This is a genomic window from Pseudomonas extremorientalis, from assembly GCF_001870465.1.
Taxonomy (GTDB): Bacteria; Pseudomonadota; Gammaproteobacteria; order Pseudomonadales; family Pseudomonadaceae; genus Aquipseudomonas; species Aquipseudomonas extremorientalis.
Window position 1 is genome coordinate 117,151 of sequence record NZ_MDGK01000003.1, and the last position, 15,406, is coordinate 132,556.

Sequence of the window (15,406 nt, forward strand, 5' to 3'; positions counted from 1 at the left end):
GCTACTTTTCGACGATGGCGGTAATGCCCAGCCCGCCCGCCGCGCAGATGGAAATCAGGCCGCGCCCACCACCGTTCTCATGAATGAGCTTGGCCAGCGCCGCCAGTTGGCGGCCACCGGTGGCCGCGAACGGGTGGCCGCAACCGAGTGAGCCACCGTTGACGTTCATTTTTGCGCGGTCAATGGCCCCCAGCGGTGCCTCCAGGCCTAGGCGCTCGCGGCAATAATCGGCGTCTTCCCAGGCCTTGAGCGTGCACAGCACCTGGGCGGCAAAGGCTTCGTGGATCTCGAAGAAATCAAAGTCGTTGAAGCTCAAACCTTCACGCTGGAGCATGCGCGGCACTGCGTAGGCCGGGGCCATCAAAAGGCCTTCGGTGCCGTCGACGAAGTTCACCGCGGCGGTTTCGCCGGTACGCAGGTAGGCCAGCACCGGCCAGCCGTGTTCGGCGGCCCACGCCTCGCTGGCCAACAACACCACCGAAGCGCCATCGGTCAGCGGCGTGGAATTGCCCGCCGTGAGCGTGCCGTCCTGGCGGTCGTAGGCCGGGGCCAGGCCGGCGAGTTTCTCCAGGCTGGCGTCGGCGCGCAGGTTGTTGTCCTTCGCCAGCCCGCGATGGGGGCTGATCAGATCGTCGAAGAAGCCGCGCTTGTAGGCCGCTTCCAGGCGCTGATGGCTGGTGAGGGTCAACTCATCCTGAGCCAGTCGCTTGATCTGCCAGCGCTTGGCCATTGCTTCGCAGTGCTCGCCCATGGACAAGCCGGTGCGTGGCTCGCCATTGCGCGGCAGCAATGGTTTGAAGAACATCGACGGCCGAACCTTGAGCAACGTCTTCAACTTGGCGCCCATGCCCTTGGCGCGGTTGGCAGCGAGCAAGGTGTGGCGCAGGGATTCGTTGATGCCGATCGGTGCGTCGGAGGTGGTATCGGAACCGCCGGCAATGCCCACCTCGATCTGGCCCAAGGCGATCTTGTTCGCCACCAGCAAGGCCGCTTCCAGGCCGGTGCCGCAGGCTTGCTGCACGTCGTAGGCCGGCGTGTCCGGGGACAAGGTGGTAGAGAGCAACGACTCACGTGCCAGGTTGAAATCGCGCGAGTGCTTGATCACCGCCCCGGCGGCAAACTCCCCGAGGCGCTGGCCGTGCAGGTTGTAACGGTCGACCAGGCCCTGCAAGGCGGCCACCAGCAGGTCCTGGTTGCTGTCGTGGGCGTACACCGTGTTGGAGCGGGCAAACGGGATGCGGTTACCGCCGATAATCGCCACGCGGCGGGTCGGCGGCGGGTTGAAGCTGTAGTCACTCATCGAACGCTCTCATTCCAAATGAATAGGCCACGCATATGGGGCTTGTCGCCGGCGAAGTTGCGCACTTCGAATTCACGGCGCGGGCCGGTCACGGGGCGATTCCACAGCGCTACCTGGCCGGGCAGGAAGATCGGCAGCTTGAAGTCGCAATGGGCCTCGGCCTGGTCCAGCCCGCCGGGTGGTTGCTGGGCGGCGAGCGCCCGGCCCAGGGTCCACATGCCATGGGCGATGGCACGGCGGAAACCGAAGAGTTTCGCGCCGATCAGCGAGGTGTGAATCGGGTTGAAATCCCCCGACACCCTGGCAAAACGCCGGCCCAGGTCGGCGGGCAACACCCAGCGTTGGGTGCGCAACAGCCCCTCCTCCTGCAACGGCAACACGTCGTCCCATGGCTGGCCGACCGGGTCCTTGACGTCCCGGCGCAGGTACAGGCTGTCGCTCTCCCAGACCAGGGTGTCGGCGCCGTAGGCTCGGGTGGCGATGCTCAGCGCCTGGCCTTTGGGATGGGCAACCCAACGCTCGGCATACACCTCCAGGCGCAACGCCTGGCCCGGGTGCAGGCGCTGGTGCTGGCGAATGCGATTGGCCAGGTGCACCATGCCGCTGGCCGGGTACGGGAAGCTTGGGCGCGTGAGCAGCATCAGGTGCAGCGGGAACGCCAGCACATGGGGATAGGACAACGGCACACCCTGCTGGCGGCGAAAACCGCAGGCGCGGCCATAGGCCTCAATGCCGGCGCCGGACAACTCTGCCGCCGCGCGCACCAGGCGCTCCCTGGGCAGCACCGGTGCGCCGTCGAGTTTGGGTTTGCGCAAGGCGCGCACGCCATCCAGCAGCAAGCGGGTGCGCGATGGCGGCGGGTCGATAATCTGCGTCGCATAGTCCATGGCTCAGGCCCCCAGCAGGCTTTGCCCGCACACGCGTACAACCTGGCCATTGACCCCGCCGGAAGCCGGGTGTGCCAGCCAGGCGATGGTCTCGGCCACATCAATCGGCTGACCGCCCTGGGACATCGAGTTCATGCGCCGCCCCGCTTCGCGGATCATCAGCGGGATTTTTGCGGTCATCTGGGTCTCGATGAACCCGGGCGCCACCGCATTCACCGTGACCTGCTGCGCCGCTGCATGGGGTGCAAGGCCTTGCACCAGGCCAATCACACCGGCCTTGGAGGTGGCGTAATTGCTCTGGCCGAGGTTGCCGGCGATGCCGGAGATCGACGACACGCACACGATGCGCCCACCGGGATTGAGCCCCTGGTTGTCCAGCAACGCCTGGCTGAGTTGCAACGGTGCGTCGAGGTTGACGGCCAATACGCTGCGCCACGCCGCCTCGGGCATTTTGGCGATGGTTTTGTCACGGGTGATCCCGGCGTTGTGCACCACCACATCAAACCCGCCGTATTGGCTGGTGTGGGCCTGCAACAAGGCGGCAGCGTCCGGGGCAGTGATGTCCAGCGGCAACGCGGAACCGCCAACGCTGGTGGCGGCTTGCTGCAATGCGTCTTGCGCCTGGGGCACGTCCACGCACACCACATGCGCGCCCTCCCGGGCTAACACCTGGGCAATCGCCAGGCCGATGCCACGGGAAGCGCCGGTGACCAGGGCGCGGCGGCCGGCGAAGGGTTTGTCCCAGTTGACCGTGACCTGGCCATCTACCGGTTGTTCCAGGCGCACCACTTGCCCGGACACATAGGCCGAGCGGCGCGACAGGAAGAAACGCAGGCTGCTGTCCAGCGCGCCTGCGGCACCAGGCGCCACGTAGATCAACTGCACGGTGATCGCCCGGCGCAGCTCCTTGGCCAGCGAACGCACCAGTCCCTCGAGGGCGCGTTGGGCGATGGCCTGGGGCAAGTCCTGGCAATGTTCCGGCGCAGTACCGAGCACCACCACACGGCCATGGTGGCCGATGCGTTTGGCGTTGGCGTGGAAGAATTCATACAGCTCGTCCAGCTGCTGCAGACTGGCCACGGCGCTGGCGTCAAACACTGCGCCCTGCACCTTGACCGTGGACGGTGCCTTGGGCGTGGCCGGGGTGGCCATGACCGTGTCGGTGGCCGCGAACACACGCTGCACTTCAGTGGTCAGGCGCCCTGCCCCAGCGACGATCACCGGGTTGACCAGGCCGTGCTGGCCGCTGCGATGGCGTTGCAGCGGCAGCGGTTGCGGTAAACCCACGGCCTGGGCCAGGCGACGGCCCCAGGGGGAATTGACGAACGAGAGGTAGCTGTCACTCATAGATAGATTCACTCACCACACATACATGCCGTGTAAACCCGGTCTGTGTGGGAGGGGGATTGCCCCCTCCCACATTGATTGGTTTTTTTCCTAATTGACCGAGGCGTTTTCGCTTTGGCTGGCGCGACGTTTCGTCGTCGGCTCCAGCGCTTGCTTGCGCTGTTGCAACGCCTCCAGCAAGCCGAAGTCCTGCGGGAAGTCGTCCACCTGAATGCCGTGGTCGGCGTATTCCACATAACGCCCGAGCAAGGTGTCTTCGTCGTCGCTGATCAGGTCCAGTGCCCGCGCCTTGACGCGCCAGGTCGTGAACGCCGTGGCGGAGATCGGCATCGGCTCGATCAGGCCCTGCTTGACGGCGGATTTGAGCCGGGCCTCGATCAGCTCCACTTGCGGCAACAGGCGAAAGCCCATTTCGCCATAGGCCAGCTTGTCAATTTCCGGACGCGGGATGTAGGAATTGGCCAGCAGGCGGTCGCGGGTTTCCCCCGGCGTCTGCACCACATCGGCCACCTGGGCCAGCAGGCGGTCCGACGGTTTGCGCAGCGGGATACCGAAGGGGAACGTCAAGGCCTTCAGCACGGAGGCGGCGGCTTTCGACGGGTAATTGTCGAGCACTTCGGCCAGTGCTTCATGGGCGCGCAGCAAGGCGTCCTGGGCCGCCCAGTGCACCAGCGGCAAATCCGCCTGGGGCCGGCCGTCATCCTCGAAGCGCTTGAGCACGCAGGACAGGATGTACAGCTGCGACAGAATATCCCCCAGGCGCCCGGTGATACTTTCCTTGCGCTTGAGGGCACCGCCCAGCACGCCCATGGAAATGTCCGAGACCAATGCCAGCACCACCGACAGGCGATTGGCCTGGCGGTAGTAGGACGCCAGCGCCGGGTCGGTCTTGGCCGGGGCAGAAATCAGCCGACCACCTGTCAGGGAATGCACCACAGCACGCACGGTGTTGGCCAATACAAAGCTCACATGGCCGAACATGGCACTGTCGAATGCCTCCAGCGCCTTGCGCCGATCAGGATTGCGCGCCGCTTCCATCTCGCGGAACACATAGGGATGGCAACGGATCAGGCCCTGGCCAAAGATGATCAGGCAGCGCGTCATGATGTTCGCGCCTTCCACCGTAATGGCGATGGGGCTTTGCTGATAGGCGCGGGCCAGGAAGTTATTCGGGCCCATGCAGATGCCTTTGCCGGCGACGATGTCCATGCCGTCATTGACGATGATCCGCGCCCGTTCGGTAACGTGGTACTTGGCAATGGCCGAGATCACCGAAGGTTTTTCACCGGCATCCAGGGATGCTACCGACACCTTACGCACCGCATCACAGGCATACAGGTGCCCGGCCATGCGCGCCAAGGGCGCCTGTACCCCCTCGAACTTGCCGATGGGCAGGCCGAACTGTTTACGCATCGCCGCATACGCGGTCGTGCCGCGCACCGCGACCTTGCCCAGGCCGACGTTGGCCGATGGCAGGGAAATCGCGCGCCCGGCGGCCAGGCATTCCATCAGCATGCGCCAGCCGTTGCCGACTTGTTCGCGCCCGCCGATCACCCATTCCAGCGGGATGAACACATCCTTGCCGGTGGTAGGACCGTTCTGGAACACGGCGTTGAGTGGCCAATGGCGGCGACCGCTGTTGACGCCTGGGTGAGACGTAGGAATCAACGCGCAGGTGATGCCCAGCGAACCCGGCGCCCCCAACAGCCCGTCCGGGTCTTCTGCGCGAAACGCCAGGCCGAGTACCGTGGCGATCGGACCAAGGGTGATATAGCGCTTGTCCCAGGTCACCCGGAAGCCCAGCACTTCCTCGCCTTCATGCATCCCTTTGCAGACGATGCCCAGATCGGGAATCGCCCCGGCATCGGAGCCGGCATACGGGCTGGTCAGGGCAAAGCACGGGATGTCTTCACCCCGTGCCAGACGCGGCAGGTAGTAATTGCGCTGGGCGTCGGTGCCGTAGTGCAGCAGCAGTTCGGCCGGGCCGAGGGAATTGGGCACCATCACCGAAATCGCCGCAGCCGAGCAGCGCGTCGACAGCTTCATCACCACCTGCGAGTGCGCATAGTGGGAAAAGCCTTTGCCGCCGTACTGCTTGGGAATGATCATGCCGAGGAACCCGGCGTCCTTGGTGTATTGCCAGCCCTCGGGGGACATGTCCTGCCAGACCTGGGTGGTTTCCCAATCGTTGGCGATGTCGCACAGGGTTTCCACTTCATTGTCGAGGAAGGCCTGCTCTTCGGCGCTCAGGCTGGCGGGCGCGGCTTGCAACAGGCGCTGCCAGTCAGGCTTGCCGCTGAACAGCTCGGCGTCCCACCACACGGTGCCAGACTCGATGGCCGCGCGTTCGGTATCGGACATGGCGGGCATGATTGTACGAAACAGCGCCAGAGCCTTGCTGGTGAGCAAGGTGCGGCGCAGGGGTTTGATGGTCATCAGCACTGCAGGCAGAAGCACCAGGAGCGCCGCGACGGTCATGCCGAAACCGGCGACCACGTTGAACAGATAACCGGCTGCCAGCCAGATCAGGCCAGCGCCCAGCCAGTGAATGGCAGCAGCTTGTCGATACGCCAGGGCAATCGCAGCTGCGACACCCACCAATAACCAGATAACCATGGGGATACCTCTACTCGATCAGGGCGTGGCAAACACTATGCAGCTCGAAATGAGCGGCGGCGTAAAGCCACACTACAAACTCGAAAAAGCAAATTCAAATTTTATTTTGAAATTTTTATTTAATTCATTGGCGAAAAAATAGCGGCTGAACCCGTCAGCCTGCTCAAGTGATAGTGAAGAGCTCATCACCTCTGAATAGGAGGACGCTCACAGATAAGGGCAGCAAGATGCGCTTGATGCCCTTCTCCATCATCCTCTTAACGTCAGAACGCGTAGGTTGCCGAGAGACTGACCACATCGCCCGACGATTCTGCTTTACCGTCAAGGCTGGCGCCCCCCAGGCGATCGACGTTCTTGGTCTTCAGCTTGACCTCCTGTACGAACTGGTGGGAGTAGGCCACGTCAAAACTCAAGCCCTTGATCGCTTTCACATCGTACCCGGCTCCGAGTGAGAGGAAGGTGCGGTCGCCGTCCGGAATCCGTGGATCGCGGGTCGAATTACGCGTTGGCGTCTGGTCAATAGCGACACCGGCACGCAGGGTCAACTCATCGGTAGCGCGGAAGTCGCCACCGACCGAATACATCCACGTATCTTTGTAGTTGTAAGGAATAGAGACGATATTGATATCGCCAGACTTCAGCGTGAGATCCTTGAACGATGACCATTGCGTCCACACCACACTCGCGCCCAAGGTGAAGCGGTCGTTGAATTGGTGCACCCAGTCAAAGCCAGCCGTGGCCGGAATATCGAGCTGGGTACTGGCATGGGCACCATCGGGGAACAGTTTTAGGCCTGGGTAAGCCACTTCAACCAATGTTCCGTTGCCACCTATCGGGCTGGGTTGGGTCATCAAGGCATTGTTATAAGCGTCCGCCCGAATATTGTACTTGCCCGTCATCTTGTTCTTGATCTTGGCATGATAGTTAAGGCCCAAGGTGTCTTGATCAGTCGGTTTCCAGGTCACACCGGTAAACCAGCCTGTCGAAATATTGTCGACCTTGACCCGCATCAGCGCGCCCCCCACGCCTGAGGGAAATTGGACACCACTCAGCTCAGGGCTGTTGGAAAGGGAAGCCGCGGAAAACAAATCGATGTTCTGGCTCACAAAACCTTTGCTGTGCTGAACAATCAAACCGCCACCAATGGAAAACTGATCATTGACCTTGAATGAAAGAGAGCCTGTCAACCCAACGGTTTCGATCTTTGTATCCACGGCAAAATCACGGAATTTGGAGTCCTCATTCCATGTCGAACGCATGCCTTGGGGCACCACCTGGCTCAAACCGAAAGCGAAGCGGTCGCCAAGTGGCATTACCATGAACCCTGTCGGCAACCACGCCGTAAACCCGCCTTGTCCCCCATCGTTGTTGTTCACCGCAGCCGCCGATATATCGGGAAAACCGTTGTCCCCAATTGGAATATTGGAAATAGGGTCGCCTTTGTAATCATTGGCGCTCCCCTTGTATTTGATCTTGATGCGCGCGTAATCGACCGTAAACTGCGCAACGTTATGTTCTACGAAAGCCATGGCTGCCGGGTTGTTGTACGCAGAACTCGGATCGTTCTTGAACAACGAACCGCCAGCAAATGCCCGACCCCAACCAGGTGCCCCATAAGTAGGCGTAGAGAAACCGCCGGCGTGCACAGGCGCGGCAGCCATCACCCCTCCCATTAATGCCAAGCCCAGCAGAACCTGTACCTGTTGTTTTTTATTATTCATACGGCACTCCTTATTGTTATCTCACTGAGTCGGCCCCAGCCGACTCGTGTTGCTACTTGGTTTTCCTGATTTGCTGTGCATCCCGCTCAGGGAAGCACGGTAATACCTGGGGCCACGGCGCCTAGGCTGACAATGGTGCAGCCACCTGTAAGTGCCTGGTTGCTCGCGCCCACACTCAAGCCGCCAGGTGTATTAGCCAGCGAGACAGAGACGGTGGATGGAGCACAATGAGTCGCAGGCCACGCGGGAGAGGTCGTCGCGTAGGTCAAGGCCATGCCGGTGATTTGACCAGTGGCGATGCTGGTAGGCGTCAACCGCCAGGGTAAATCAGTGGGCTGATACAGGGCACAGATCGCCCCTCCGGAAAGTGACACGGTGTTGATTCTCAGCCCTGCACCCTCTGGCTCCACCACGCCTGTAAATGCGAAGCTGCAGTTGACCGCAGCTCCAAATGTCGACGCGGATTTAATGGTTATAGTCCCGCCCGAACTGGTCGTTAAAATCGCGCCGGGTGGACTGAAAGACGCCGCATTGGCAACCGCTCCCAGGCCAAGACACAACACTATCGAGCCTGCCTTTACGAGTGCTATCAAACTCTTCATTACCTTTTCTTCCCTGTGTGACGGTTGATATGAGCGTGAACTGTTATTCAAGGAATAAAAATAGCGTTGGAAACTTCGACACTCATCTATACCACCGTACCGCCGCCAGCCGGCACTTGATGGGTTGCTGAAACATCAAGACCACCGGGGCCATTGCCAATACTCACGTTAATAGTCGGCCATCGGCACTGCCGCAGAACTAAATCAAGCAAACAAACACGTGCGATCACAGTCGTCTTTTGCACTTGACGTATTCCTCTCTGAACTAATGACAGCGTTCACTCGGTATAAATGGACACTCCACGTTCAAGGGAACACCTGGCGCCCCTCAACAAGCGCCTCAACAGAGACGCTTGTCTTCTTAAGGGGTGATCAGCCCTTTGTTCTCAAACAACCATCAAGGAACAATGGTCAACGTCGGCGATGGGGTCACGCTCAGGCTCACCACGGTGCAACTGCCACTCAGGGTCTGGTTGGCAGCGGTCAGCACACCACCGCTGTAGCCCACGGTAATAGTCGAAGGGCCGCAATTGGAGGCTGGGTACAGAATCGAGCTGGCGATGGTATAGCCGACGTTTGTCACCGAACCGGCGGCAGGGCCCGTGGCAGTCAGGGTCCAAGGCAAACCGGTGATCTTCGGCAGCGCGCACAGGCCGCCACCGGTGACCGCGACGCCAGTGATCTTGGCCACGCCTGTCGCATCGACATTCCCGGTAAACGTGGCACCACAGTTAACGGTGGCCTGGAAGGACGAAGGCGACTTCACCGAGATGGTGCCTGGCGCGGTGAAGCTCGTGTTTACAGGACTGATGCTGTACGCGTTCGCCATCGAAGCAGCACCCATGCAAACAGCCAAAGCAGACAACGATACGAGGGTTTTCAAGCTTTTCATTGTTTTTCCTCACATGTTATGGCGAAGTCATTTCGCCGGGGGTAATGGCCATGAACGAGAGGTCACGGTGAATCTGCAGAACTTCCCTTTCCAGCCAAATCTCAATTCAATTACCGCTGTAACATCCGACGGTTATTCAACAACTTTGAAGTTCGGCGGCATCTTGATCGACACCGTCTTGATCTTGCAGTCTTCGCCAATGGGTACATTGGCGGCTTCCAACTTGCCGGTGGCGTTATCCCAAGTGCCATCAGCCGTCGAAGGTCCGCACTTTCCGCCCAGACCGAATGCATGCACGTCCACGCTGATCTTCGACATGGAACCACTCTTGGTGTCTTTGGCGACTAACACCCACGGCAAGTTGATGGCTTCCACGCGGCTGCACTTGAGGCCGCCGTCGAATTCCACTTTGTCGACATTCACCGATGAGCCATCGGCCGCGACTTTGCCGGCCACCTTGATAGTGCAGTCGGCGCTGATCAGCGCACCTTTGGAGAAGCTGATGGGGCCTTGGGCGGTAAAGGCGCTGCCCGCCGGCTCGATGCGCGCAGCCTGGGCCTGGTGATAGGCAATCAGGCCCAGCGCGGCCAATACGATGTGGGTGGTGAACTTGGCAGGTGATTGCATGGTGTACGTCCTTCCCTTTAATTATTTTTGTTCGGGTCAAACCACTGTATTGCAACTCATTTTGTAAACCTTGGGCAAAAGCAGCCTGCGCGGCACGCAGGTCCCGAGTACGCCAACAACCGGTTACTTGAACTTAGAACGGTTTGGCGCTGTTACTGTACTTCTCCAGGTACTTCAACCGCTGTGAGGGCTGAAGGTTGGTCAGGGTGATATCCCCGGCGTAATGATTGAGTACGCGATGATCCATGCGCCGCCGCCACAAGTACGGTACATAGGCCCAGACAATCATGCTCGCGTAGCCATAAGGGAGTTGAGGTGACTCATCAAAGTGGCGCAACGATTGATAACTACGGGTCGGGTTGGCATGGTGATCAGAGTGCCGTTGAAGTTGGAACAGAAAGATATTGGTGACAATACGGTTACTGTTCCATGAATGCCGTGGCGAGCAACGTTCATAACGACCATTGGGCAACTTCTGGCGCTTGAGGCCGTAGTGCTCTACATAGTTCACTACTTCCAGCAGCGAGAAGCCGTAGATACCCTGGATGATCAGGAACGGAATCACCGTCGCGCCCAACCAGGCGATCATCGCGCCCCACAACACCACGCTGTACATCCAGGCGCTGAGTACGCCGTTCTGCCAGTGCCATGCCGGCAGACCAAGCTTGCGCAGGCGTTCGCGCTCCAGGTTCCACGCCGAGCGGGCGCTGAACCACACCGAGCGTGGCAGGAAGGCCCAGAAGCTCTCGCCCAACCGCGAGCTGGCCGGATCTTCCGGCGTCGCGACACGCACGTGATGGCCACGGTTGTGCTCGGTGTAGAAGTGCCCGTAGAAGGTCGGTGCCAGGGTGACCTTGGCCAGGAACACTTCCAGTGGGTTGGGCTTGTGCCCCAGTTCATGGGCCGTGTTGATCGCGATGCCAGTGGCGGCGCCGGTCGACATGGCCATGCCCAGGTAGGTGAACCAGCTCGGTTCGCCATGCAGTTGAGTACGTGCGGTGATGTAACTGGCGGCGTGGGACAGCCAGCTGGACGGCTCCAGGTTCGCGGCAGCCTGCAACAGGCCACCCTGGATGATCCAGTCGATTCCGCCCGCGGCGAGCCAGCCGGTGATCACCACCGAGGAGATGACAAACACAACGCCGGTGTAGACGATCCAGCGATAGTAGCGTTGGGATTCGAGGTGGCCGACAGCGGATTCGGGCGGGTTGCTCACGTCTTCACCGAGCAAGCCATCGATCAATGGGATCAGGCCGAAGATGACCAGTACACCGACCCACCAGAGTTGCTGGGTACCGGTGCTGATGGCCAGTGCGCCGGAGAGCAACGGAGTGGCCAGGGGCAGGATGCCCAGCCACCACAGGTGACGCTTGCCGTCGGTCCAGATGCTTGGGGCTGCCAGGGTCTGATTCATGGCAGCCTCCGTGTCATGGGGGCAGGAAACAGGTTCAGGGAGCGCTGAGTGCTCCAGGAAATCAACCATGCGATAAAAGACGTTTTTTTCATTTTTATTCGCTCTTAGGCATTTCAAAAATCATTTCAAAATAAACATTGAAATATTTTTTTAAAGAAATAGCGCGGAATCGTTAGGTCGTCAACTACTTTTTCGAAGCCTTTTTTACGTGACCGGGCAGTCTCTTTTTCAGCTGTTTGGTCAGGTCTCTAGGGCAAGCATTTCGGACGGTCCAACCCGCAACGAGGGCCACGATTATTTGTTCGCCAAGGCAAACGGCGGGTGCAGGATCGCGGCGGTTTGTGCTGGCCGCGCACGCTTGGCCAACTGCTGCACCGCTTCCGCCACCCGTTCGGTGGCGGTGATCGGCAGCATATGCCCGCGCCCCTCCACCACTTGCAGCTTCAGGCCGGGCACCTTGTCGGCCAGGGCCTGGCCGTGTTTGCGAAAGTCCAGCACCTTGTCCCGTGCGCCGTAGATCAGGCTGATGGGCAGCGTCAGCTGCGGGTAGCGCTTGACCATGTCCGGCAGGTGGTCGTTGACCAGGGCGATCTCGCTGGAGGCCGCATAGAAGTTGTCAGGACGCATGCCCAACAGGCCGCCGCCACGGGTAGCGAAGTCCTCCGGGGCACTGTCCGGTGCGAACACGCCCTTGACCACCGAGCGTCTTGTCAACAGGCCCATGGGAACCGTCAGGGTGCGCGACACCCAGCGCCTGAGCCAGGCAGGCCGCACGGCCAGTGACCAGAACACCAGTGGCAAGGTCGGTTGAGGGTGCGTCAGGGGCGCCACCAGTATCAGTCCCGACACCGCATGGGGATGGTCGAGGGCCAGCGCCAGTGAAATCGCCCCACCGAGGGAATGCCCCAGCACCAGCGGTTTATCCAGGCCCAACGTATTGATAAAAGCCGCCACCTGACGCGCCTGGGCCGGCAAGTCTGCAGCAGTGCGTTTATGGCGCGTGGAATAGCCCGACCCCGGTCGGTCGAGGCTGATCACGCGAAAGTGCTCGCGCAACTGACCGGACAAGGCATAGGTCAGGTTGCGACTGCTGCCCATCAGGCCGTGAATCATCACCAGCGGCGGTCCCTTGCCTTCCTCGTAATAATGAAAGCGCTCGCCGTTTACCTCCAGAAAGCGTCCGTTGATCGGAACGGCGGCTTCGATACGCCGCGTCATCCACGTACTGAATCCCCACAACACGGCGCTCGCGCCTACCAACACAGCCGCAGCGATAACCCATTCAACAGCCATAGCTCGGTCCTCTGCATCCCTGCTGCCGGCGACCTGACCGGAATTGATCAAGGCCTCGGCCATCGTCCACACCCTGGACCCGAACGGCGTGCCTGTCCGTCGGACAAATGGCACATGAGGAACCTGGGACTAGCGTAGGCGATATTTTCAGGTAGATTATTTAAAATCTTTTTTAAAATAAGTAATTCAATTTTTCTTTGCAATGGTGTTCTATCTAAAAGACAAAACAAGAAAGGAGCACATCCGATGCCCACGAGGGACTGCTTATGAATGCCCAGAGTGATTCAATCGACATCGCCATCATCGGTTCCGGCTTTGCCGGCCTGTGCATGGCGATCAAGCTCAAGGAGGCCGGGTTCACCGACTTCTTTATCGCCGAACAGGCCGACACCCTCGGCGGCACCTGGCGGGACAATCATTACCCGGGCTGCGCCTGTGATGTGCAGTCCCATGTGTATTCGTTTTCCTTTGCGCCCAACCCGGCCTGGACGCGGCAGTTCGCGCCGCAGGCGGAGATCCGTGCGTACCTGGAGCAATGCGCCACGCGCTTTGGATTGGCGCCCTATCTGCGCTTCGGCATGGGCCTGGAGCGGGCGGTGTTCGACGAGCACCTGCAACGCTGGCAATTGAGTTTCAGCGGTGGCCGCCAGGTCAGTGCGCGGGTGCTGGTGTCGGGCATGGGCGGCCTGTCGCGTCCGGCGTTACCGGATATTCCGGGGCTCGATCATTTCAAGGGCAAGCGCTTCCACTCCCAGCAGTGGGACCATGAATACTCCTTGAAAGGCAAACGCGTCGCGGTGATCGGCACCGGCGCCAGTGCCATTCAGTTCGTACCGCAGATCGCGCCGCAAGTGGCCCACCTGGACCTGTTCCAGCGCACGCCACCGTGGATCATGCCCAAGCCCGACCGGGCGATTACGCCTGTCGAGCGCTGGCTGTTCAAGCACCTGCCCTTCACTCAGCGCTTGGTGCGCGGGGCTTTCTACTGGGCGCTGGAAGGCCGCGTGGTGGGCTTTGCCCTGCACCCAAGGCTGATGAAAATGGTGCAGAAAATCGCCCTGCGTCACCTGCACAAACAAGTAGCCCGCCCATCCCTGCGCAAGACCCTGACCCCGGACTACACCATCGGCTGCAAACGCGTGTTGATTTCCAACGACTACTACCCCGCCTTGTCGCGCAGCAATGTCGAGGTGGTCACCGATCGCGTGCTGCGCATCGAAGCCGACGGCGTGATCACCGCCGACGGCATCAAGCACCCCGCCGATTGCCTGATCTTCGGCACCGGTTTCCAGGCCAGCGATCCCCTGCCCCGCGACTGCATCATCGGGCGCGGCGGTGTGGACCTGATGGACACCTGGCAAGACGGCGCCCATGCCTACAAGGGCACCACGGTGCCTGGTTATCCCAACCTGTTCCTGATCGTCGGGCCCAACACTGGCTTGGGGCATAACTCGATGATCCTGATGATCGAAGCCCAGGTGACTTACATCATGGATGCCCTCCAGCACATGCAGCGGCACCGCATCGCCACGGTGGACGTCAAGGCGGCCGTGGAAAGCGCCTACAACCAACAGTTGCAAGCCAAGCTCAAGCGCACCATCTGGAACACCGGTGGTTGCCAGAGCTGGTACCTCGACCCGCGCACCGGCAGGAACACCACCTTGTGGCCCGGCTCGACCTGGCGCTTCAAGCAGGTCACCCGCCAGTTTGCGCTCAAGGATTACGTGGTCGACCAGTTGCCGGTCAACCTGCCCAGCCGCCCCGTGCCGGCCCCCCCACTCCACCCCGGAAGGCAGCCTGTCATGAAGTCATTCAATGGCCGCGTAGCGGCAATTACCGGCGCCGCATCCGGCATGGGCCGCGCCCTGGCATTGGCCCTGGCCCGTGAAGGTTGCCACCTGGCGCTGGCAGATAAAAACAGCCAGGGGCTGGAGCAGACCCTGGCGCTGATCAAGACCTCGACCCTGGCCCCCGTGTCGGTCACCACCCAGGTACTGGATGTGTCCGATCGCCAGGCCATGGAGGAGTGGGCCGCACGCTGCGTGGCCGATCACGGCCAGGTCAACCTGGTATTCAACAATGCCGGGGTGGCTCTGTCGAGCACGGTTGAAGGCGTGGACTATGCCGACCTGGAATGGATCGTCGGTATCAACTTCTGGGGCGTGGTGCATGGCACCAAAGCATTTCTGCCATACCTGAAAGCCTCGGGCGAAGGCCATGTGATCAATACGTCCAGCGTATTCGGTCTGTTCGCCCAGCCCGGCATGAGCGGCTATAACGCCACCAAGTTTGCGGTGCGCGGTTTCACCGAATCCCTGCGCCAGGAACTGGACCTGCAACGCTGCGGCGTGTCGGCCACCTGCGTGCACCCCGGTGGCATCCGCACCGATATCTGCCGCAGCAGCCGTATCGACGCGAACATGACGGGCTTCCTGATCCACAGCGAACAGCAGGCCCGCGCCGATTTCGAGAAGCTGTTCATCACCGACGCCGACCAGGCCGCCAAGGTGATCCTGCACGGCGTGCGCAAAAACAAGCGCCGCGTGCTGATCGGCCGCGACGCGTATTTCCTCGACCTGCTCGCCCGTTGCCTGCCCTCGGCCTATCAAGCCCTGGTGGTGTTCGCCAGCAAGCGCATGGCGCCCAAGCCGCGCACGCCGGTATTTGAAACCAACGACGAGCCCCACCTCTGAACAGGAGCACGCAC

11 protein-coding genes and 1 pseudogene are annotated in these 15,406 nt (G+C 60.9%); 2 read left to right on the top strand and 10 right to left on the bottom strand.

Going from position 1 to position 15,406, the window contains the following annotated elements:
- Position 1: 1 nt before the first annotated feature.
- From BFN10_RS00500 to BFN10_RS00540, 10 genes are all read right to left on the bottom strand, one after another.
- On the bottom strand, positions 2-1,300 hold the full coding sequence (locus tag BFN10_RS00500; protein ID WP_071487965.1) for an acetyl-CoA C-acetyltransferase: 1,299 nt from the start codon (positions 1,298-1,300) through the stop codon (positions 2-4).
- Positions 1,297-2,187, bottom strand: coding sequence for a MaoC/PaaZ C-terminal domain-containing protein (locus tag BFN10_RS00505; RefSeq protein ID WP_071487966.1), 891 nt, complete (start codon positions 2,185-2,187; stop codon positions 1,297-1,299). Before BFN10_RS00505 ends, BFN10_RS00500 begins: the two co-directional genes overlap by 4 nt.
- A gap of 3 nt (positions 2,188-2,190) precedes the next feature.
- Positions 2,191-3,534: a 3-oxoacyl-ACP reductase gene (locus BFN10_RS00510; RefSeq protein WP_071487967.1), complete on the bottom strand. Its 1,344-nt coding sequence runs from the start codon at positions 3,532-3,534 to the stop codon at positions 2,191-2,193.
- Positions 3,535-3,624: 90 nt separating this feature from the next.
- On the bottom strand, positions 3,625-6,150 hold the full coding sequence (locus BFN10_RS00515; RefSeq protein WP_071487968.1) for an acyl-CoA dehydrogenase: 2,526 nt from the start codon (positions 6,148-6,150) through the stop codon (positions 3,625-3,627).
- Positions 6,151-6,413: 263 nt separating this feature from the next.
- Positions 6,414-7,871 carry an outer membrane protein transport protein gene (locus tag BFN10_RS00520; RefSeq protein WP_071487969.1) on the bottom strand — a complete coding sequence of 486 codons (1,458 nt, stop codon included), beginning with the start codon at positions 7,869-7,871 and terminating at the stop codon, positions 6,414-6,416.
- Positions 7,872-7,957: 86 nt separating this feature from the next.
- Positions 7,958-8,473 carry an alkane oxidation protein activator PraB gene (gene praB / locus BFN10_RS29840; protein WP_083351458.1) on the bottom strand — a complete coding sequence of 172 codons (516 nt, stop codon included), beginning with the start codon at positions 8,471-8,473 and terminating at the stop codon, positions 7,958-7,960.
- A 397-nt stretch (positions 8,474-8,870) separates the two neighbouring features.
- The gene (gene praB / locus BFN10_RS00525; RefSeq protein ID WP_071487970.1) at positions 8,871-9,365 is read right to left on the bottom strand and encodes an alkane oxidation protein activator PraB; all 495 of its coding nucleotides are present in this window, start codon (positions 9,363-9,365) and stop codon (positions 8,871-8,873) included.
- A gap of 132 nt (positions 9,366-9,497) precedes the next feature.
- The gene (gene praA, locus BFN10_RS00530; RefSeq protein ID WP_071487971.1) at positions 9,498-9,992 is read right to left on the bottom strand and encodes an alkane oxidation protein activator PraA; all 495 of its coding nucleotides are present in this window, start codon (positions 9,990-9,992) and stop codon (positions 9,498-9,500) included.
- A gap of 133 nt (positions 9,993-10,125) precedes the next feature.
- Complete coding sequence (locus BFN10_RS00535) at positions 10,126-11,406, bottom strand: alkane 1-monooxygenase (RefSeq protein WP_071487972.1); 1,281 nt, start codon at positions 11,404-11,406, stop codon at positions 10,126-10,128.
- A gap of 294 nt (positions 11,407-11,700) precedes the next feature.
- A complete protein-coding gene (locus tag BFN10_RS00540; protein ID WP_173668589.1) occupies positions 11,701-12,699 on the bottom strand; it encodes an alpha/beta fold hydrolase in 999 nt (332 codons plus the stop codon).
- 266 nt (positions 12,700-12,965) lie between these two features.
- Between BFN10_RS00540 and BFN10_RS00545 the strand changes: the two are divergent.
- Together BFN10_RS00545 and BFN10_RS00550 are read left to right on the top strand one after the other, a co-directional pair.
- A pseudogene (locus tag BFN10_RS00545) lies at positions 12,966-14,505 on the top strand (flavin-containing monooxygenase).
- Positions 14,502-15,392 carry an SDR family NAD(P)-dependent oxidoreductase gene (locus tag BFN10_RS00550; RefSeq protein WP_071487974.1) on the top strand — a complete coding sequence of 297 codons (891 nt, stop codon included), beginning with the start codon at positions 14,502-14,504 and terminating at the stop codon, positions 15,390-15,392. Before BFN10_RS00545 ends, BFN10_RS00550 begins: the two are co-directional and overlap by 4 nt.
- Positions 15,393-15,406 lie beyond the last annotated feature (14 nt).